This window comes from Pseudohongiella sp. O18 (assembly GCF_021729085.1).
In the GTDB taxonomy this organism is placed as follows: Bacteria; Pseudomonadota; Gammaproteobacteria; order Pseudomonadales; family Pseudohongiellaceae; genus Pseudohongiella.
In genome coordinates, this window is the sequence record NZ_JAJSAR010000001.1 from 182,989 (window position 1) to 202,846 (window position 19,858).

Here is a 19,858-nt window from a genome sequence, read left to right on the forward strand (position 1 = left end):
TGCCACTCATGAAAGGACGATCAATGTTCGCTGGCCGGACCACCGATCGGATTGTCAGTCCGCTCGCTTTCATCGCTGACCTTGTCGTCGCTCGCATCAGAGCGCGCAGAGCCGGACCCACTGCTCGGGTCAGACCAGTCAGCTGGTGGACGGGGCTTGCGCCCGTCCATGATGTCATTGATCTGCTCAACGTCAATGGTTTCGTACTCCATCAAGGCGTCTTTCATCAACTCAAGCTTGTCGCGGTTCTCATCCAGCAAGCGCTTGGCAGTGCCATAGCAATAATCAATGATACGCTTGATCTCTTCGTCGATCAGTTTTGCGGTTTCGCCCGAATGCTGAGTCTGCGACCCACCAGCTGAGCGCCCCAGGAACACTTCACCATCGTCCTCGGCATACATCAGTGGTCCCAGTTTTTCGGACAGACCCCACTTGGTTACCATGTTTCTGGCCATCTCGGTCGCGCGCTGGATGTCGTTGGACGCACCCGTAGTAACGCCTTCCTCACCCAGAGTCATCTCTTCCGCGATACGACCACCATAGAGGCTGCATATCTGGCTGATAATCGCGCGTTTGCTGATGCTGTAACGATCCTCTTCAGGCAGGAACATTGTCACACCCAGCGCACGGCCGCGCGGGATGATACTGACTTTATAGACAGGATCATGTTCCGGCACCAGGCGCCCCACGATCGCATGACCTGCTTCGTGGTAGGCAGTATTGGTTTTTTCTTTCTCGGACATGACCATGGACTTGCGCTCTGTGCCCATCATGATCTTGTCTTTGGCTTTCTCGAACTCCTCCATGGTGACCAGGCGCTTGCTGGCACGCGCTGCAAACAATGCAGCCTCGTTAACCAGGTTGGCAAGGTCGGCACCGGAGAAGCCGGGCGTGCCGCGCGCAATCACTGCTGCATCAACGTTGTCCGCGATCGGCACTTTACGCATGTGCACCTTGAGAATCTGCTCGCGACCACGAATGTCCGGCAACCCTACGACAACCTGTCGGTCGAAACGACCAGGGCGCAGCAGAGCCGGATCAAGCACGTCAGGACGGTTGGTAGCTGCGATAACAATAATGCCGTCGTTGACCTCGAAACCGTCCATCTCAACCAGCAACTGGTTCAATGTCTGCTCGCGCTCATCGTGACCACCACCAAGGCCGGCACCACGGTGACGACCTACTGCATCGATCTCGTCGATGAAGATAATACAGGGAGCCTGTTTTTTGGCCTGATCAAACATGTCGCGTACACGAGACGCACCCACACCTACAAACATCTCGACAAAATCAGAACCCGAGATGGAGAAGAATGGCACTTTGGCCTCACCGGCGATGGCTTTTGCAAGCAATGTCTTACCGGTACCCGGCTGACCGACCATCAGAATGCCGCGCGGGATGCGGCCACCCAGGCGCTGGAATTTGTCGGGCTCGCGCAGGAAGTCGACCAGCTCTTTGACGTCTTCCTTGGCCTCTTCAACACCAGCCACATCCGAGAATGTCACTTTGATCTGGTCTTCACCCAGCAGTTTGGCCTTGCTCTTGCCGAATGACATGGGACCGCCCTTGCCGCCGCCAGCACCACCCTGCATCTGCCGCATAAAGAAAAAGAACAGCGCAATTATGATCAGAATCGGGAAACTGGCCACGAGCAGCTGCGTCCACAGGCTCTGCCGCTCAGGTTCCGAGGCCCTGATCTCAACGCCATTGTTAAACAGGTCAGACATCAGTTCATCGTCACCGATCATCGGGATCGTGGTGGTGAAACGGCTGTTGTCAGTACGGACGCCACTGACGGATACGCCGGAAATATTGACCGACTCTACCTGCCCGCTGCGGACTTCCCGAATAAATTCGGAGTAATTAACCTGCGAAGTTGCCGGCTCCTGATTGATATTGTTGAACACTGTCAGCAATACCGCTGCAATCACCATCCAAAGCAGTAAATTCTTCGCCATGTCGTTCAAGGGAGACCCCCTTTTAATGTGTCATTTTCAAACTGATAAGACCGCCTAAACGGCCTTTGCCATTCCCTCAGATCCCGACGTCATTATTGTTGAGTTCGTGACTGCTGCGCTTGGCAACAATGAGACAACCGCGTCTCGCCGGCTGGATTTTCACTATCTGATACGTTATTAAGATGGGGACCGGATTCGATATTACAAGATACAACTCTTGATTGTCCAAGAAATGCTGACCTACAATGCGCGTCCTTTCTTCAAATCACCCGGATTTTTTATGAGCAATCGCAAGCAACCACTGAGTAATCAGGAACTTAAAAAGCTTCGCGCTATCGCACACGGGCTCAAACCAGTCGTGACCATCGCCCAGAACGGGCTCAGCGAGGGCGTTTTGAAGGAAATAAACCGGGCTTTGGCACAGCACGAACTGATTAAAATAAAAGTCAGCGTCGGAGACAGGGATGCTCGTCAGGAAGTAACCGAAGAGGTGTGCCAGCAAACCGGCGCGCAATGTGTGCAGAGTATCGGCAATGTTGTGGTGCTGCTAAAGCCTGCCGCCAAACCCGATCCCAAACTGTCTAATCTGCTTCGTTTTGGCGGAACTCCGCAGTAATCGGGGCGCCGTCACCAATCTGGAGGGCCAGGCACTTGGCCCGGCCCGCCAGCGATTAGAGGTGTTCTACCTGATCCACCTCGTACTCGATGTCGCCTGATGGTGCTTTGACCACCACAACGTCACCTTCTTCCTTACCCATGATGGCTCGCGCGATCGGTGAGGCAACAGAGATTTTTCCGGCTTTTACATCAGCCTCATCTTCACCCACGATCTGGTAACGCACGGTCGCATCAGACTCCAGATTCAGCAGCGTCACGGTAGAGCCAAAGATGACCTTGCCAGACTCGGCTATGGTCGTAACATCAATGATCTCAGAATCGGCGAGTTTGCCCTCGATCTCCTTGATGCGACCTTCGCAGAAGCTCTGCTGCTCGCGGGCAGCATGGTACTCCGCGTTTTCGCGCAAATCGCCGTGTTCACGCGCCTCCGCAATAGCCTGGATGATTGCTGGTCGTTTCACCGTCTTCAACTCATTGAGTTCTGCGCGCAGTTTCTCCGCGCCGCCAATGGTCATGGGCACTTTTCTCATATCACTCTCACAGATTCCCCTGGAATCTAAAATCAAGGAATAAAAAAAATACCGGCGGGACTTCCCCAGGGAAGCCCCGCCAGCACTCTCGACTCTATATAATGCTTAGTTTGGACTGCGTTGTCCAGCCACCAGGAATCAGCTCACCGTCAGGCGCGCATGCAGCTCCTGTAGGGTGTAGACGGAAAGCTGATCACCGAATGCCAATGCATCACACACTGCGCTGGCACTGGCCAGTGTCGTCGTGCAGAACACATCATGTCGCAGAGCAGTCCGGCGAATCGTTGATGAATCGGCGATCGCCTGCTTGCCTTCGGTTGTATTGACGATAAGGTCAATTTCCTCATTTTTGATCATATCAACAACATGAGGACGCCCTTCCATCACCTTGTTGACACGCTTGACCTCAAGACCCGCTGCCTCGATGACCGCCGCCGTGCCTGTCGTCGCAACCAGCGAGAAGCCCAGCTCATGGAAGCGTCTGGCAACCGCCGCCACTTTGGGTTTGTCTGCCTCACGAACACTGATGAAGACCGTGCCGCTGCGGGCAATTTCTTCACCGGCACCAAGCTGCGACTTGGCAAAGGCTTCCGCAAAAGTCTCACCAACACCCATTACTTCGCCGGTAGATTTCATCTCCGGACCCAGAATGGGGTCTACACCCGGGAACTTGTTGAACGGGAACACAGCCTCTTTAACTGCATAGGTTTTCGGTATGATCTCTTTGGTGAAGCCCTGTTCCGCCAGTGATGTACCGGCCATGCAGCGCGCCGCAACCTTGGCCAGCGACACACCGATGCACTTGGACACAAACGGCACGGTACGCGAGGCACGCGGATTGACTTCAATCACATAGATTTCACCGTCCTGGTAGGCCAGCTGCGTATTCATCAGGCCAACCACGTTCAATTCTCTTGCCAGGCTGGCAACCTGCTCACGAATCAGATTCTGAACATCCGCCGGCAGGTTGTACGGTGGCAGCGAGCACGCTGAGTCACCTGAGTGAACACCGGCCTGCTCAATATGCTGCATGATGGCACCGACGACGACATCCTTGCCGTCGCTGACCAGATCGACATCGATTTCGATGGCGGCATTAAGGAAGTAATCCAGCAGCACCGGACTGTCATTGCCGACCTTGACGACGTTGCGCATATAACGATTGAGTTCTTCCTCGTTATAGACGATCTCCATCGCGCGACCACCCAGCACGTACGACGGACGCACGACCAGCGGGTAGGAAATACGCTCGGCTTCTGCGATGCACTGTTCGACGCTGCGCACGATACAGTTCGGTGGTTGCTTCAGGCCCAGCTTCTGGATCAGTTTCTGGAAGCGCTCACGATCCTCGGCCAGATCGATGGCATCCGGGCTGGTACCAATGACAGGTACGCCAGCCTGCTCCAGTCGGGTCGCCAGGTTGAGCGGTGTCTGGCCGCCAAACTGAACTATCACACCCACTGGTTTTTCGACTGCCACAATCTCCAGTACATCTTCCAGCGTTACCGGCTCGAAGTACAGGCGATCGGAGATGTTGTAGTCTGTAGAAACAGTTTCCGGGTTGCAGTTGACCATGATGGTCTCGTAACCGTCTTCCCGCATCGCCAGTGCCGCGTGCACGCAGCAATAGTCAAACTCAATGCCCTGACCGATGCGGTTCGGACCACCGCCAAGCACCATGATTTTTTTCCGGTCACTGGGCCGTGACTCGCACTCCGGCTCGTAGCATGAATACATGTAAGCGGTTGTTGACTTGAACTCGGCGGCACAGGTGTCAACGCGCTTGTAGACCGGCCGCACACCCAGAGAATGCCTGCACTCGCGCACAGCCTGTTCGGTCTCAGCGAGCAGATCAGCCAGGCGTGCATCCGAGAAACCCTTACGTTTCAGCGCAAACAGCTGTTCCTTGTTCAGATCCTGCAGGCGCAGCTGCGTTATGTTCAGCTCATCCTTGATCAGGTCTTCGATCTGCGCCAGGAACCAGGGGTCGATGCCCGTCAGCTCAGCCACGGTATCAACTGACCAGCCCTGCCGGAAAGCGTCGCCCACATACCGAATGCGGTCACTGCCCGCATCCATCAGCTCGCCTCTCAGGATATCCATGGCATCACTGACGCCCGTATCCAGAATCGGATCGAGACCATTGATGCCTACTTCCAGTCCACGCAAGGCTTTCTGCAGCGACTCCTGGAAGGTGCGACCTATCGCCATGACTTCACCGACCGACTTCATCTGGGTCGTGATGCGGTCATTGGCTTCCGGGAATTTTTCAAAGGTGAAGCGCGGGATCTTGGTAACCACATAGTCGATGGATGGCTCAAATGAGGAGGGCGTGGCTCCACCCGTGATTTCATTGCGCAGCTCATCCAGTGTGAATCCCACAGCCAGCTTGGCTGCAACGCGGGCAATCGGGAAGCCGGTTGCCTTGGACGCCAGCGCCGATGAACGCGACACGCGTGGATTCATTTCGATAACTACCAGCCGGCCGGTCTTTGGGCACATACCGAACTGAACGTTGGAACCACCGGTTTCCACACCGATCTCGCGAAGTACCGCAATCGACGCGTTTCGCAGAATCTGGAATTCTTTGTCCGTCAGGGTCTGTGACGGCGCCACCGTGATAGAGTCGCCGGTATGCACACCCATCGCATCGAAGTTTTCAATGGTACAGACGATGATGCAGTTGTCATTTTTATCGCGGACAACTTCCATCTCATACTCTTTCCAGCCAATCAGCGACTCATCAATCAGCAGCTCATTGGTAGGGGACAGCTCCATACCACGCGTGCATATTTCAACAAACTCTTCCTTGTTATAGGCAATACCACCACCAGTGCCGCCCATTGTGAACGAGGGACGAATAATGCAGGGGAAACCCACTTCATCCAGCGCTTTGAAGGCCTCCTCCATGCTGCGCGCAATGCCGTGGCGTGGCGTTGCCAGCCCGATGGCTTTCATCGCGTCATCGAACAGCTCCCGGTCCTCTGCCTTGTCGATTGACTCGGCGCGCGCGCCAATCATCTCGACATTGTACTTGGCCAGCACGCCATGCTTTTCAAGATCCAGCGCGCAGTTGAGCGCCGTCTGACCTCCCATTGTTGGCAATATGGCGTCAGGACGCTCTTTTTCGATGATTTTTTCCACGATCTGCCAGGTTACCGGCTCGATGTAGGTCGCATCGGCCATCGCCGGATCGGTCATGATGGTTGCGGGATTGGAGTTGACCAGAATGACGCGGAAACCTTCCTCGCGCAGCGCCTGGCAGGCCTGGGCGCCCGAGTAGTCAAACTCACAGGCCTGGCCGATGACAATCGGACCGGCCCCGATGATCAGGATACTTTTGATATCTGTACGTTTAGGCATAACTGAACCGTATCTGTATGTTGTGTTGGCCGGCGGATCATCGCGCGGCGCGTTTTTCCATCAGGTCAACAAATTTGTCGAACAGCGGTGCAATATCGTGCGGACCGGGACTGGCTTCCGGATGCCCCTGAAATGCGAATGCTGGCTTGTCTGTCCGCTCGATGCCCTGCAGGGTGCCATCGAACAGTGATCGATGCGTTGCCCGCAGGTTAGCCGGCAGCGTTTTTTCATCCACGGCGAAACCATGGTTCTGACTGGTGATCATCACCGTGCCATCGTCCAGGTTCTGTACCGGGTGGTTGGCGCCGTGATGCCCCAGCTGCATTTTGACGGTTTTGGCGCCACAGGCCAGGCCCAGCAGCTGACAGCCCAGACAGATTCCGAATACCGGAATATCTGTTTCCAGTACTTCGCGGATCGCAGCGATTGCGTAATCGCAGGGCTCCGGGTCACCGGGGCCATTGGACAGGAATATGCCATCGGGATTCATGGCCAGCACTTCGCTGGCCGGAGTCTGCGCCGGCACGACTGTCACCTTGCAGTTGCGCTGCGCCAGCATGCGCAGAATATTGCGCTTAACGCCGTAATCGAAGGCCACCACATGGAAGGGTTTCTCGTGCTGCATTTCCGGATAACCTTCGCCACCCGGACGCCACTCACCCTGCGTCCACTCATAAGGTGACTTCACTGACACCACTTTGGCCAGATCCATACCTTTCAGCCCAGGGAAACCCTTGGCCTGGTCGATGGCATACTGTTCACCTTTCTCAGCCAGCATGTCGCCGCTGAGAATACAGCCATTGAGAGGACCTTTGTCGCGTAACAGCTGCGTCAGTGCACGCGTGTCAATTTCTGCAATCGACACAACATTCTGGTCTTTCAGAAATTCTTCGAGACTCTGCTCGCTGCGCCAGTTACTGACAGTCATTGACAGATTGCGGATGACCAGGCCTGCGGCCCAGACGCGATCAGATTCATTATCTTCGGCATTGGTGCCGGTATTGCCGATATGAGGATAGGTCAGTGTAACAATCTGTCTCGCGTAGGAAGGGTCAGTCAATATTTCCTGATAACCGGTCATTGCCGTGTTAAATACCACTTCTCCACTCGCCAGACCCAGGGCACCGATAGCCCTGCCTCTGAAGACACTACCATCCTCAAGGGCCAGAACTGCTGGATTATTCAATGTGATCTCCCGGATAAGTAGACAGGCGAAAAAAAGCGGAATGAAAGCTGTCTCTCATTCCGCTTTTTCAAAAAATCTGTCTAGTGTTGTGCTCAGTGTTAATCATACTGAGGCGTAATTATACGGAAACCGATGCCATACTGTCTATGACGAATCTGGCCTTTATCCGACATTAAGTCCCAGCACATCATCAATTGAGTACAGCCCCGGAGATTTTCCGGATAGCCAGATGGCAGCACGGACTGCGCCACTGGCGAATGTCATGCGACTGCTGGCCTTGTGTGTGATCTCCAGTCGCTCCCCGTTGCCCGCGAAAATGACGGTGTGATCACCTACAATATCCCCTGCGCGAATGGTCGCAAACCCAATGGTCTTGCGATCACGCTCATCGCTGATACCTTCCCGGCCGTATACTGCCACCTCGTCCAGCTTGCGACCCAGCGCATCAGCAATCACCTCACCCATGCGCAGTGCAGTACCGGATGGCGCGTCCTTTTTGTGACGGTGGTGGGCTTCGACGATCTCGATGTCCACATCATCACCCATCGCCCGTGCCGCCAGCTCCAGCAATTTGAGACTGATATTGACGCCAGCACTCATATTGGGCGCCATTACCACCGGCATGCTGCCAGCCGCGGCGCTGATCTGCTGCTTCTGATCCGGCGTAAAACCGGTAGTGCCGATGACGATGGCCTTGCCAGCCGCCTGGCAGATGCCGAGATGTTCGAGCGTCGCCTCAGGCGAGGTGAAGTCGATCAGAACATCGAAGTCCTGCACGCAGTCGGTCAGCGCGGCGCTTGCAGCCACTCCCAATACACCGGTGCCTGCAATCAGGCCGATATCCTGGCCATGCTGGGGGTCGTCCGGCAGTGTTGTACCGGCTCCCACGACTGCCACATCGTTCTTGTCGACAACGGCCTGTACCAGCGTGCGTCCCATGCGCCCTGCGACGCCGGCAATTGCTATACGAATCATTGACTTGATATTACTCATGTTGGAATGGACGGAATGAAGGTCGGAAGTATAACGCGATAACACCTCGGGGCACTAATAGGTCGCTGCCATGGTCAACGGCACGACAGTCAGCTAAGCTAGAAACCGAATATGGAGTCAGCACGGAATAAAATGAGTAAATCTACGGTCTCAGGACCCGACAACGAGCGACGTCAACGCTATCAGGCGATGGTTGATGAGCTGTATCAGGATGTCTATCGTTACGCATTTTGGCTGACACGCAATCAAAGTGTCGCTGAAGACCTGGTGCAGGAGACCTTTCTGCGCGCCTGGCGGTCTTTCGACAGCCTGCAAAGCCAGGGAGCAGCCAAAGCCTGGCTATTCACTATTTTGCGGCGCGAGAATGCGCGCATGTATGAGCGCTACCGCCCCGAGCTGGTCGATATAGAGGATGTGTCTGTCGCTGAAGAAAATGAGATGGAGCCAGACCAGCGCCAAAAACAGGTGGAGCTGCATCAGGCCATCATGCAGCTGGACAAGGATTATCGAGACCCTTTGTTATTGCAGGTAATCGGCGGCTTTAGCGGGAAAGAAATTGCCGAAATTCTCGATCTTAATAACAACACGGTCATGACTCGGCTGTTCCGGGCACGTAGCAAGCTAAAGGCAGTGTTACAGGATGACGAAGCAGTAGACACCGGCGAGGATGTCACTGTCGACTGATCCGGCATTCAAGAGCAGCAAAACAACAATACGATCGGCGAACATCAGAGAGCATACAAACAACTATGGATGATTTGGAATTCCGGACCCGGGCGTACAGCAATCCGAGGGACGACCGGGCGGATTTTATCTCGGCAATTGCCACTGACCCGTCCAGACAGAAGTTAGTCGCAGAACTGCGCGCCCTGGACGATGAGCTGCTGGCCAGTGTCAGCGCTATCAGGGTACCTGACGGCCTGCGTCAGCGGCTGCTTGAGCAGACCCACGGTGAGGCTTCACGGAGCAACACCGTTAGCGACATCCCAGCCGCAAACCAGCCCTGGTGGCGATTCCGCAGCCGCGGTGCCTATGCGCTGGCAGCCAGCATGGTGATCACTGCCGGCCTTGGCTTGAGCCTGTTGCCGAACCGCCCAAGCGCGCAGGACCTGGAGTTTCACGATCAACTTGTCGAACACCTGTACAGCGAAGCCCCCAGCTTCAGCAACAGCGACGCTATAGCCTGGGAGCAGGTCGAACGGGTACTGACTGATGCGGGCGCTTCTCTGGTGATGGACGATGCGACACGGGCATTGCACATGACCTTTGCCAACTATTGCGGACTTGGCGGCGCGCAGCATGGCGCCCATCTGGTAGCCCGCGGCGAACACGGGCCAGTATCCATCATCTTTGTAGACAACACCCCGGTCAGCACGCGCGTCAATCTGAAAGACGAGCGGTTTCAGGGTCGCATCATCCCATTGAGCCAGGGCAATATTGCAGTGATTGGGGAAAAGAACGAATCGCTGGACTATTATGAGCAGTTAATGGTCAGCCATCTGCATTGGTCAATCTGACATCTGATAATGCCCGCACCGGCGCCCGACGCGCAGGTGCGGCCCTCATCGTCGACCATTCAATCAGAACAGTTCGGCATCCATCGCCATCAGCACGTCACTGCCCGCCTTGATTTCTGCCGACAGAGCTTTATAGCGCGGCATCAGCCGATCCAGGAAGAAGCAGCCCACATGGATCTTGGCATTGTAAAACGCCGTATCCCCTGATTTGTCAGACAGTGCCTGCTCAGCAGTTTTAACCATCCGCGCCCACATATAGCAGTAAAGCACCAGAGTCATCAGCTCCAGAAACGGCACTGATGCAGCACCAACTTCATGCGGATTATCGATATTGGCCTGTTTGACCCAGTTGGCAGTGTCTTCCAGACAATCAACGGCGTCAGCAAGGACGCTTGCAAAAGCGGCAACCCGTCCGCTCTTTTCCTTCTCCACAAAAGCGCGAATTTCAGCTGACATCTCGGCCAACAGGCCGTCACGATCAAAAACCACCTTGCGGCCCATGAGGTCCAGTGCCTGAATGCCATTAGTGCCTTCATAAATCTGCGCAATTCGGGCATCCCTTACATGTTGCTCCTGCCCCCATTCGGACACATAGCCGTGCCCCCCCAGAACCTGCTGCCCCAGCACAGTCGCCTCAAAACCACGATCAGTGAAGGCGGCTTTGGCAATTGGCGTCAACAGCGCGACCAGTTTACTGGCTCGGTCACGCTGCGCCGCATCCGGGTGAAAGTAGGCGATATCCAGCTGGCTACCCACATAGGCAGCCAGCGCACGGCCACCTTCGGTATAGGCCCGCATGGTCAACAGCATGCGTCGCACATCGGGGTGAACCAGAAGCGGATCGGCAGCCTTCTCTGGCTGCTCAGGGCCCGCCGGCGAGCGACCCTGGATTCGTTCTTTGGCATATTCAGCTGCCGTGGTGTAGGAGGCTTCTGCCAGACCCAGACCCTGCAGCCCAATAGTCAGTCGCTCATAGTTCATCATCGTGAACATGTAGGTCAGGCCCTTGTGCGGCTCACCAATCAGATAGGCCGTGGCGTCGTCAAAGTTCATCACGCAGGTTGCCGACCCCTTTATACCCATCTTGTGTTCAATCGAACCGCAGCTGACGCCATTGGCTGCACCCGGATTACCGTCAGCATCAGGCATCAGTTTGGGGACCAGAAACAGTGAGATGCCTTTCGGACCAGGGGGCGCATCAGGCAGCTTGGCCAGCACCATATGAATGATGTTGTCAGTCAGATCATGCTCGCCACCGGTGATAAAAATCTTGGTTCCGGTCAGCTTGTAGCTGCCGTCTGCCTGCGGCTCTGCGCGTGTTTTGATAATACCCAGGTCGGTGCCCGCATGTGGCTCAGTCAGGCACATGGTGGCGCTCCAGCTGCCTTCGTAAAGTTTCGGCAGATAGGCCTGCTTCAACTCGTCGCTGGCGTGCCGGGCCAGCGCCAGTGTCGCGCCAGCGCTGAGGACAGCGTACAGCGCCAGCGAGCTGTTGGCGCCCATGATCATTTCCTCAAAACAGACTGACAGCATCTTGGGCATGCCCTGGCCGCCATAAGCCGGGTCACCAGACAGACCGATCCAGCCACCGGAAGCAAAGGTGCGATATCCCTCCACAAAGCCTTGCGGCGTTGTCACTTTGCCCTCTTCGAAGCGACAGCCAATCTCGTCGCCCTGCCGATTCAGTGGCGCCAGCAGTGTCTCTGCAACTTTTGCTGCCTCATCTAGAACGGTATTCATCAGCTCGGCGTTTACCTCACTGGTTTTTGGCATTGACGCCAACAGTTGCTCGGCGCCCAGCACCTCATGGAGGACAAACTTCATATCACGCACGGGGGCTTTGTAATCTGGCACAGGTGACTCCACTCACTTAGGAACGTTGGATTGAAAGGGAATGCGAGTCGATAACTTACCGAGACCTGACGTTAACGTCAACGTCAACTTGTCGGACGCAGCTCAGCTCAGCAGCGGGTCCAGATCAAGATGACGGGCAACCTGCCCGGGGTCTGCGCCTGGCTCAAACGGCAGGACCCCCAGCAACGGTCCTGGCAAGAGCGACTGCAGAGTTGCCACGTTGGCATCAGCAACTTCGTCCGCCTCACTCAGATGATTGGCGACCCAGCCCGCCAACGGTACTCCGTCAGCCCGGATCGCCTCTGCCGTCAGCACTGCATGATTGATACATCCGAGACGAATGCCCACCACCAGAACAACTGGCAGCTTGAGCTCAACCGCCAGCGATGACAGCATTTCGCGCGAGTTCAGAGGTACACGCCAGCCACCAGCGCCCTCGATTACAGTAAAATCTGCCGGCGCCATCAAAACGCCGCGCGCCAGCCCCACCAGGCGGGACAGGCTGAGACTTCGGCCCTGCTCGGCAGCTGCCAGATGTGGTGCGATTGCCGATCGCAGAGCGACCGGGTTGATCTCCTGATAACTTAGTGGGGCACTGCAGAAGCGCTGCAAGGTCAGGGCATCTTCGTTGCGCAGCTCCCCGTCTATCTCCTCGCAACCCGACGCAACCGGCTTCATGGCCGCCGTGTTCAGCTCACGCTGTCTGGCCGCCGCCAACAATGCTGCAGCTACTCGGGTTTTGCCCACCTCGGTGTCAGTTCCAGTCACAAAAACGGCAACTCGCCTCAAATCCGCACCTCCTGACCAGCCTTAGTAAGCGCAGCTGGTTGACCCATTGAAAACAATTGCCGCTGAACTGATTCCAGAGCATGCAGCAACCTATACAGCTGTTCGTCACTGTGAGCTGCTGACAGAGTAATGCGCAGTCGCGACTGCCCCTGCGGCACAGTTGGTGGCCGGATAGCACTGACCTGCACACCCTGAGCGCGCAACAGCTGGCTGGCTCTGACGGCCGCCTCGGCAGAACCCATCATGACTGCCTGTACCGGCGTCTCCGATGGCAGCAGAACAAGTCCCAGCTCTGCGGCCCCGCGCCTGAAACCTGAAATCAGTTGCTGCAGACGATCGCGCCGCCACTGCTCGCCGACCACCAGCTTCAGACTGGCCCGGGTCGCCTCTGCCAGAGCTGGCGGCATCGCCGTGGTAAACACGTAAGTCCTGGCGAATTGTGCCAGATAATCGATAAGCACTGCATCACCGGCAACGAATGCACCGGCAGTACCAAATGCCTTACCGAGTGTCCCAATCAGAATCGGCACCTGCGTCTGGGACAGACCCGCTGCGCTCACCGTGCCACTGCCATTTCTACCCAGCACACCCAGCCCATGGGCATCGTCGACCATCAATGCGGCGCGATGCTCATCGGCGATCTCTGCCAGCAGCGCCAGCGGCGCGCAATCGCCATCCATGCTGAAGACTCCGTCAGTAACGATCAGCCTGGATGGGGCGGCTGCGGCCTGCCTCAACTCCAGTTCCAGACTGTCTGTATCACTGTGTGCGTAACGGATGCTGCGTCCACGACTCAGCCAGCCGCCATCCAGCAGGGACGCGTGATTCAATGCATCCTGCAGCACCAGTCCATCGGGTTCAGTCAGTGCGTTTATGACGCCCACATTGGCCATGTAACCACTGCAGAACAGCAGGGCTTTTTCTCTGCCAGTGAATGCCGCCAGCTCTTCACTCAATTGATCATGAACGCGGCAGTGACCTGTGATCAGATGCGAAGCACCGCTGCCAACGCCATAATCGCGCGCCCCCTTCTGAAGTGCCGCAATAACATCCGGATGATTGGCCAGCCCCAGATAGTCATTGCTGCAGAAACCAAGCAGCTCCTCACCATCGACACTCATGGTGACCTGATCCGCGTTGCCACGGACCAGGTGCGTGCGAAGTAATTGCTGTTCGCGCCTTTGGGCAAGACTGGACTGCAGGCGCGACAGGAGCAGCGCAGAGCCCCTGGAATGATTACTCATGTCAGGCATTAACCGGCCGCTCAAACGGCAGAATAAAAGCGATGGTCACCCGTAATCGGTCGTTCAGGCTGCAGGCCCAGACGATCAAACAGCGCGATGTCCCGGTGCTCTTCCGGCAGCGGCGTAGTGAGCAGCTTGTCACCATAAAATATCGAGTTGGCACCAGCCATGAAACACAATGCCTGGGTCTGGTCGTTCATCTGCTGCCGGCCGGCCGACAGCCTGACGTAGGACTGTGGCATCAGGATGCGCGCCACCGCAATGGTGCGGATAAAATCGAAGGGGTCAATTTCCTCGACATCCTGCAGCGGGGTGCCTTTGACCTTGACCAGATTGTTGATCGGAACGCTGTCAGGGTGCACTGGCATATTGGCCAATTGTTGCAACAGCCCGACGCGATCCTCGGCCTTTTCACCCATACCAACAATGCCACCACTGCATACTTTCATACCAGCGTCCCGGACTCGACCCAGGGTTTCCAGGCGCTCCTGGTAGCTTCGAGTAGTGATAATCTCGCCGTAGTATTCCGGTGAGGTATCCAGGTTGTGGTTGTAATAGTCCAGCCCTGCCTCTGCCAGCGCAGCAGTCTGCTCGCTGCTCAGTGCCCCCAGTGTCATGCAGGTTTCCATGCCCAGCTCTCGCACCTGCCTTACCATGTCCAGCACATAGGGAAAATCTTTTTCCGAGGGATGCTTCCATGCAGCACCCATGCAGAAGCGCGAAGCCCCGCGATCGCGCGCGATACGAGCCTGCGCCACGACTTTTTCGACCTCCATCAGCTTCTCTTTCTGCAGACCTGTGTTGTAGTGGCCGCTTTGCGGGCAGTACTTGCAGTCCTCCGGGCAGGCGCCGGTTTTTATCGACAACAGCGTACTCATCTGCACTTTGTTGGGATCGAAATGGGTACGATGGATGGTCTGAGCCTTGTGCAGCAGGTCCATAAAAGGCAGGTCAAAAAGCGCCTGAATCTCTTTGCGCGTCCAGTCATTGCGAAGCCCTGTCGCTGGCATGGCATTGTCGGACAGTGATGCCTGGCGGATGGCTTGTACCTTATCAGTCATAATGGGTGAAATCCTTGTGCCACAGCGACATGGCGGGTCGCTGGCTATACTCGATTGGAAAGCGTCCAATTCTAAGTCCGGACAGAACATTGTCAACCAGATGAGTGCACTTTGATTTACAATCCATTTCATTTCAGGAGTATCAGCAAGCGACTTCAACGCGCGGCCAGCACCCTCCTGGGCGAACCCTGTCTGTTTTGCCTGGGACTCGAGGGCGTTGATCGAGGAATCTGCGATCGCTGTCTCGCCTCACTTCCCTGGCAAGCGCCGGGATGTCTCCGGTGTGGCGTCGTGTCAGAAACCGATGGCGAGCAGGAACCTCTCTGCCATCGCTGTCGCAGCGCCCCCCCTCCATTTGACAGATGTTTTGCGGTGTTCAGCTACCAACAGCCCATATCGCGCCAGATCTCGCGGTTAAAGGATAACGGAGCTTTCCAGGCGGGGCGTGTGCTGGGCAGACTGCTGGCTGACGCCATGTCGGTACACTATCAGGTTGTTGCCTCCACCAAGCCCGGGCTGCTGCTGCCAGTACCCCTGCATGCAGGACGCCTGCGTATGCGTGGCTTCAACCAGGCATCAATTCTGGCTGATTGTGCAGGGCGACGGCTGGGGATACGGGTTCTGCGACAGGCCTGCCAACGATTGCCGGGCAAACATGCCCAGCGCGCACTGAATTCTCAAGCCAGACTCGCCAATCTGGGCAAGTTGTTCACTACAAATGAATCATGCAGGTTGACATATGGCAAGCACGTCGCCATCATCGATGACGTTGTGACGACTACAACAACCACTCGGGATATGGCCCGCGTCCTTCGTGATGCCGGCGCCCGACGAATCGATGTCTGGGCGCTGGCCCAACGAAACCTGACCCTGTCTGATACTCACACTTATGAGCTATAACGCCGAATCGCAGCAACTGCTGGATTTTGACCGCAAACACATTTTACACCCCTACACTTCGATGACTGATCCGCTGCCTGCGCAACTGGTAAGCGCGGCCAGTGGTTGCAAACTGCATCTGGCCAATGGCCGGACACTGATTGACGGAATGAGCTCCTGGTGGGCAGCCATTCATGGCTACAATCACCCGGCACTTAACCAGGCGGCCGCTGAACAGCTTCAGTCAATGTCGCATGTTATGTTTGGTGGATTGACTCATGAACCAGCCATCAGGCTTGGACAACAGCTGCTGGATATCTGCCCGGCCGGCATGAGCAAGGTGTTTCTGGCTGACTCTGGCTCGATCGCGGTCGAAGTCGCCATCAAGATGGCCTTGCAATACTGGCATGCCAAAGCCCGGCCGCAGCGGCATCGATTAATCAGTCTGCGCCGCGCATACCATGGCGATACCTTTGCCGCCATGTCAGCCTGCGACCCGGTCACCGGCATGCATACCCTGTTTTCCAGCACGCTCAAGCAACAGCTGTTTGCCGACGCACCGCGCTGTCGCTTTGAAGCCGAGTGGGATCAGACCGATATCACAAGCCTGCAGTCATTGCTGGAACAACATCACGAAGAAGTGGCCGCCGTCATTCTTGAACCAGTGGTACAAGGCGCTGGCGGCATGTTTTTCTATTCGCCAGAATACCTCAGGCAGGCCCGTATCCTGTGTGATCAATACGATGTACTGTTGATCGCCGACGAAATCGCCACAGGCTTTGGCCGCAGTGGGAAGCTGTTCGCCTGCGAGCATGCCGGCATTACGCCAGACATACTATGTGTTGGCAAAGCGCTGACGGGCGGATACATGACGCTGGCCGCAACGCTGACAACGGAGAAGCTGGCCGACACTATCGGGCAGGCAGGGCTGCCGTTCATGCATGGCCCAACCTTTATGGGCAATCCACTGGCATGCGCCGTGGCCTGCGCATCGATCAAGCTGTTATTGGCAAATCCCTGGCAAGATCAGGTCACTGCGATCGAGACGAGAATGCGGTCATCGCTAGAGTCGTGCCGACACCATGATGCCGTCAGCGATGTAAGAGTCCTCGGCGCGATCGGCGTGGTGGAAATGCAGGAAGCGGTTGATATGCGCTGGATCCAGCAACGCTTTGTGGAACTGGGCGTGTGGGTACGCCCATTCGGCCGGCTGATATATATCATGCCGCCTTATATCATCACTGATTCAGAGCTGGACTTGTTGTGCGGGGCGATTCGGACAGTCGTGGCGGAAATAGACAGCGGGAGCCAAACAGGGCGTTAATCAGAACTGATACTTGATTGTACCGTAGGCAACATGTTCCGAGCCTTCCGGGTTGCCGCCAGTTACGGACCCCGGGCGAAGAGAGTTTACGGGGCGGCGGTCAAACATGTTGCGCACACCCAATGAGAATGAGGCATTACTCTGTCGACCTGTTGACAGATTATAGCCATAGCGCAGATCAACAGTGGTCATCTGTCCGACCAGCTCGTTGAGCTGATCCAGATTCAGCTGCCCGACATTCAGACGCCCGAAGTGATCAAGCCGGTCATTGTAGCTGGTCACTGCTGTGGCAGAGTGATTACCAAACTGCCAGGTCAGCGTTACGCTGCTAAGCAGCTCTGGTGTTTTGCCAAACAGGGCGGCGTTTTCAGGAGCAGTGCGCGCAGCCACCGTGTCACTGACCGCATCAGTGATGCGGGTGTTGTATACATAACTGGTATTGGTGCTGACAACAAACTGCCCGAAGCGTGGTGACTCCCAGACGTAGGAGGCGCTCACATCCAGCCCCGGTACCTGGCCATTACCAATCAGCAAGGCACGCTCATGACTGACATCAACTGCCTGCAGGGTGTTGTCGGTGGCGCTGAGCGCCGGGAATGCATCCAGCCGTAAGGCCGGAGAAATCAACAGATCTTCAGCCACCTGACCCAGAGGCGATGAATCCACCTGTGAGGCTGCTTGTGTGCTGGCCTGTTCCTGACTCACGGCAGACAGACTGGAGAGACTGTCTGCGATCTGCAGCGTACCTGGTTCGGCATGATTGAGCTGCTGAGATTGCGCGAACACATGCGGCGCGACCAGCATCATAGCTGTCACGATCCCTGTTCGGGCAATATGTCGCAGTGCTCGCGAAGTCAATTTCTGTGGTTCCATGTCCAGGCCGAATGGCTTTTGGTTTTTATCAATCGGCCTTTCAGTATACAGAGTTGCAATCCAGTATCAAGAGTCTGACAGCGCTGTCAGCAGGGATTTTACGGTCTGGTCGGAACCCGGAAATCGATAGTCCGGCCAGATCTGGGAAAGGGGCATCAGCACAAACTCGCGCTGAGTCGCCCGGGGATGCGGAAGCTGTAGTTTATCGTCATCGACGACGGCACCACCAAAGGCCAGCAGATCGAGATCGAGAGGCCTTGCCTCATTACGCAGGCCGGAGCGCTGGCGGCCAAAGACCTGTTCGATACTGTGCAGGTCTGACAGCAGCTGCATCGGAGTGCAATCACCTTTGGGCAGTACAACAGCAACTGCGTTGCAAAAGTCAGGGCTGCCCGGCGGACAGTCGACTGGCCGGCTTGTCATGATTGGCGATAGAAGAACAGGTATGGCAGACAGGCCATCAAGATGCCGCTTTGCCGCAACCAGGGTGTCTGACGGGCCACCTGCCAGAGAAGGCAGGTTGGCACCCAGCCCGATCAGGGCCAGCCCCGCCGCCTGATCTGTCGACTGACCAGACTGGCGAAGCCAATCAGCGATGGTAGTCGACAGACAACTCATGGACAGCGTCAACAAATGCAGACACGTTATCCGGGTCCACGTGAGGCGTAATACCATGACCCAGGTTGAAGACATGACCATTGCCGGAGCCAAAGGACGACAGAATGCGTGACACTTCTGCGCGAATACTTGCCGGCGATGAATACAGCACTGCCGGGTCCATATTGCCCTGCAGGCAGACACGGTCACCTATCAGTTCGCGCGCCCGACCAATCTCCATGGTCCAGTCCAGACCCACACAGTGGCAACCTGAGCCAGCAATTTCATCCAGCCACAGACCCCCATTTTTGGTGAACAGGATAACGGGAACCGGCCGACCGTCTGCCTCGCGCGTCAGCCCGGCGACAATCTTTTTCATATAGGAGAGCGAGAACTCCTGGTACGCAGGCGTGCTGAGAATTCCGCCCCAGGTATCGAATATCTGCACGGCCTGGGCACCTGCCGCGATCTGTGCATTCAGATAGGCAGTCACGGTCTGTGCCAGCTTGTCCAGCAGGGCATGCAGCACCTCTGGCTGGTTGTACATCATCGCCTTGGCATGACGAAAATCTTTGCTGCCACTGCCCTCGATCATGTACGTAGCCAGTGTCCAGGGGCTGCCGGAAAAACCGATCAGCGGGACTGAACCATTCAGTTCACGGCGAATCAGAGAAACCGCATCGGTCACGTAGGCCAGATCTCTTGCCACATCTGGCAGTGGCAAGGCCGCAACGTCCTGTTCGCTGCGCACGGTTTTGCGGAAGCGGGGACCTTCACCGGTTTCGAAATACAGGCCCAGACCCATCGCATCTGGAATGGTCAGAATGTCAGAAAACAGAATGGCAGCATCAAAAGCATAGCGGCGCAGCGGCTGCAGCGTGACCTCACATGCCAGCTCGGGCGACTGACATAGACTCATGAAGTTACCCGCCTGCTCGCGAGTTGCGCGGTATTCAGGCAGATAGCGACCCGCCTGGCGCATCATCCATACTGGGGTGACGTCTACGTCCTGTCCCATCAGGGCTCGCAAAAATCTGTCATTCTTCAACGGTGTCACCAGCAACTCCTGCCT

17 protein-coding genes and 1 pseudogene are annotated in these 19,858 nt (G+C 56.3%); 6 read left to right on the forward strand and 12 right to left on the reverse strand.

The features are described from left to right. Positions 1 to 20 precede the first annotated feature (20 nt). Positions 21 to 1,958, reverse strand: a complete 1,938-nt coding sequence (gene ftsH / locus LVD14_RS00795; RefSeq protein ID WP_237132124.1) for an ATP-dependent zinc metalloprotease FtsH — start codon at positions 1,956 to 1,958, stop codon at positions 21 to 23. A gap of 280 nt (positions 1,959 to 2,238) precedes the next feature. On the opposite strand from ftsH, the gene yhbY reads away from it, so the two are divergent. Next, positions 2,239 to 2,574: a ribosome assembly RNA-binding protein YhbY gene (gene yhbY, locus LVD14_RS00800; RefSeq protein ID WP_237132125.1), complete on the forward strand. Its 336-nt coding sequence runs from the start codon at positions 2,239 to 2,241 to the stop codon at positions 2,572 to 2,574. Positions 2,575 to 2,629: 55 nt separating this feature from the next. Here the strand turns inward: yhbY and greA are convergent, their stop codons facing one another. From greA to dapB, 4 genes are all read right to left on the reverse strand, one after another. Continuing rightward, positions 2,630 to 3,106, reverse strand: coding sequence for a transcription elongation factor GreA (gene greA, locus LVD14_RS00805; protein WP_237132126.1), 477 nt, complete (start codon positions 3,104 to 3,106; stop codon positions 2,630 to 2,632). A 138-nt stretch (positions 3,107 to 3,244) separates the two neighbouring features. Then, entirely contained in the window at positions 3,245 to 6,469 is a 3,225-nt protein-coding gene (carB, locus tag LVD14_RS00810; protein ID WP_237132127.1) for a carbamoyl-phosphate synthase large subunit, read from the reverse strand. 37 nt (positions 6,470 to 6,506) lie between these two features. After that, entirely contained in the window at positions 6,507 to 7,655 is a 1,149-nt protein-coding gene (carA, locus tag LVD14_RS00815) for a glutamine-hydrolyzing carbamoyl-phosphate synthase small subunit (RefSeq protein WP_237132128.1), read from the reverse strand. Between the two features lie 162 nt (positions 7,656 to 7,817). After that, on the reverse strand, positions 7,818 to 8,630 hold the full coding sequence (gene dapB / locus LVD14_RS00820; protein ID WP_237132129.1) for a 4-hydroxy-tetrahydrodipicolinate reductase: 813 nt from the start codon (positions 8,628 to 8,630) through the stop codon (positions 7,818 to 7,820). A gap of 129 nt (positions 8,631 to 8,759) precedes the next feature. Here dapB and LVD14_RS00825 point away from each other — a divergent pair, with 129 nt between their 5' ends. Both LVD14_RS00825 and LVD14_RS00830 read left to right on the forward strand, forming a co-directional pair. Then, on the forward strand, positions 8,760 to 9,332 hold the full coding sequence (locus LVD14_RS00825; protein WP_272907147.1) for a sigma-70 family RNA polymerase sigma factor: 573 nt from the start codon (positions 8,760 to 8,762) through the stop codon (positions 9,330 to 9,332). Positions 9,333 to 9,397: 65 nt separating this feature from the next. Then, positions 9,398 to 10,165, forward strand: a complete 768-nt coding sequence (locus tag LVD14_RS00830; protein WP_237132131.1) for a DUF3379 family protein — start codon at positions 9,398 to 9,400, stop codon at positions 10,163 to 10,165. Positions 10,166 to 10,228: 63 nt separating this feature from the next. Here LVD14_RS00830 and LVD14_RS00835 read toward each other — a convergent pair whose 3' ends face one another. The 4 genes from LVD14_RS00835 to bioB all read right to left on the reverse strand — a co-directional run bounded on the left by LVD14_RS00835 (position 10,229) and on the right by bioB (position 15,062). Then, on the reverse strand, positions 10,229 to 12,019 hold the full coding sequence (locus LVD14_RS00835; protein WP_237132132.1) for an acyl-CoA dehydrogenase C-terminal domain-containing protein: 1,791 nt from the start codon (positions 12,017 to 12,019) through the stop codon (positions 10,229 to 10,231). Between the two features lie 102 nt (positions 12,020 to 12,121). Continuing rightward, complete coding sequence (gene bioD / locus LVD14_RS00840) at positions 12,122 to 12,787, reverse strand: dethiobiotin synthase (RefSeq protein WP_237132133.1); 666 nt, start codon at positions 12,785 to 12,787, stop codon at positions 12,122 to 12,124. 17 nt (positions 12,788 to 12,804) lie between these two features. Further along, complete coding sequence (gene bioF, locus LVD14_RS00845; RefSeq protein WP_237132134.1) at positions 12,805 to 14,052, reverse strand: 8-amino-7-oxononanoate synthase; 1,248 nt, start codon at positions 14,050 to 14,052, stop codon at positions 12,805 to 12,807. A 20-nt stretch (positions 14,053 to 14,072) separates the two neighbouring features. Continuing rightward, positions 14,073 to 15,062: a biotin synthase BioB gene (bioB, locus tag LVD14_RS00850; protein ID WP_237133385.1), complete on the reverse strand. Its 990-nt coding sequence runs from the start codon at positions 15,060 to 15,062 to the stop codon at positions 14,073 to 14,075. A 162-nt stretch (positions 15,063 to 15,224) separates the two neighbouring features. On the opposite strand from bioB, the pseudogene LVD14_RS15600 reads away from it, so the two are divergent. The 3 genes and pseudogenes from LVD14_RS15600 to bioA form a co-directional block, all read left to right on the forward strand. Next, positions 15,225 to 15,440 (forward strand): annotated as a pseudogene (locus tag LVD14_RS15600) (double zinc ribbon domain-containing protein); the annotation flags it as partial. Between the two features lie 120 nt (positions 15,441 to 15,560). Continuing rightward, positions 15,561 to 16,013 (forward strand): ComF family protein, encoded by a 453-nt coding sequence (locus tag LVD14_RS00855; RefSeq protein WP_237132135.1) that lies wholly within the window; start codon positions 15,561 to 15,563, stop codon positions 16,011 to 16,013. Next, a complete protein-coding gene (gene bioA / locus LVD14_RS00860; RefSeq protein ID WP_237132136.1) occupies positions 16,003 to 17,316 on the forward strand; it encodes an adenosylmethionine--8-amino-7-oxononanoate transaminase in 1,314 nt (437 codons plus the stop codon). Before LVD14_RS00855 ends, bioA begins: the two co-directional genes overlap by 11 nt. Here bioA and LVD14_RS00865 read toward each other — a convergent pair whose 3' ends face one another. From LVD14_RS00865 to hemE, 3 genes are all read right to left on the reverse strand, one after another. Next, positions 17,317 to 18,123 (reverse strand): hypothetical protein, encoded by an 807-nt coding sequence (locus LVD14_RS00865; RefSeq protein WP_237132137.1) that lies wholly within the window; start codon positions 18,121 to 18,123, stop codon positions 17,317 to 17,319. A 132-nt stretch (positions 18,124 to 18,255) separates the two neighbouring features. After that, a complete protein-coding gene (gene folK, locus LVD14_RS00870; RefSeq protein ID WP_237132138.1) occupies positions 18,256 to 18,807 on the reverse strand; it encodes a 2-amino-4-hydroxy-6-hydroxymethyldihydropteridine diphosphokinase in 552 nt (183 codons plus the stop codon). After that, the gene (gene hemE, locus LVD14_RS00875) at positions 18,779 to 19,843 is read right to left on the reverse strand and encodes a uroporphyrinogen decarboxylase (RefSeq protein WP_237132139.1); all 1,065 of its coding nucleotides are present in this window, start codon (positions 19,841 to 19,843) and stop codon (positions 18,779 to 18,781) included. Before hemE ends, folK begins: the two co-directional genes overlap by 29 nt. Positions 19,844 to 19,858 lie beyond the last annotated feature (15 nt).